Annotated in this window: 1 protein-coding gene; it reads right to left on the minus strand. The window is 48.3% G+C overall.

Going from position 1 to position 1,003, the window contains the following annotated elements:
- Positions 1-1,003, minus strand: a 1,003-nt coding sequence (locus tag QUA83_RS30505; RefSeq protein WP_333297958.1) for a right-handed parallel beta-helix repeat-containing protein, incomplete at both ends; no start/stop codon positions are given.

Here is a 1,003-nt window from a genome sequence, read left to right on the forward strand (position 1 = left end):
AGCATTCCTCCGCCCTGCTTAGCAGCGCTGTTGCCGGAAAATGTACTGTTGACAATGCTGATATTTCCATTCTCTCCTGACCACAAACCGCCCCCATTATCTTCAGCTTGGTTATTAGCAAAAGTGGAGTTTGTTACCGTAAGTTCGGTATTTCCGTGACGAATTGCGCCTCCGGAACCTCCAACTCCTGCTAGATCCTTAACAGCTTTATTGTTAATAAATGTGCTATTTTCCAAAACTATCTTATCTTGAAGATAGCCAAATAAAAATCCCGCTCCTCCTTCTCTCGCTCCGATATTGCCATCAAAAACGCTGTTGCGGATAGCAATAGTTCCGGCAACGGGGCCGGGGGTTGCATTCGGCCCCGAAGCATTAGCGCCATCGACGTAAACTGCCCCGCCAACGCCTTTCTCTGTCACGTTGCCGGTGAATTTAGAGTTTTCGATCGTCAGGCTGCCCAACAGGTTATTAACAGCACCGCCGTAGCTGCCTTTGTTGTTGGTAAATTCGCTATCTCTGATAGTTAGAACACCGCCGCTTTTAGTGGCTATCGCGCCGCCACCGCGTTCGGTATTGTCCGCTAGCGAACCGTCATTGCCGCTAAATTTGCTGTTAATTACAGTCGTCGTGCTGCGGAAACCTGTGTAAATGCCGCCACCAAAACCGGCAACATTATTATTGACTTGGCAATTTTCTAAAGTTAAAGTGCTGCTACCTCCTGTTTGAATGCCACCACCGGCGCTAGTTGCCTCACTATTGGGATCTGTTCCAGAAACTTTGCCGTTGGCAACAATCAGGTTTTTTAGAGTAACATTTGTTGCACCTTCTGTGCGGATTACCCGCGAAGCATTGTTGCCACTGATGGTTAAATTGGCTGCACCAACTGCATCAATTGTCAAGTTTTTGTTGATGACAAGTTGACCAGAAGTGAGGGTAATTGTTTGGCCCGCAAGTGTGGAGGCAAATTCAATGGCATCGCCGGCTGCTGCGGAGGCGATCGCAT

This window comes from Microcoleus sp. K1-B1, from assembly GCF_036704705.1.
GTDB lineage: Bacteria > Cyanobacteriota > Cyanobacteriia > Cyanobacteriales > Microcoleaceae > Microcoleus.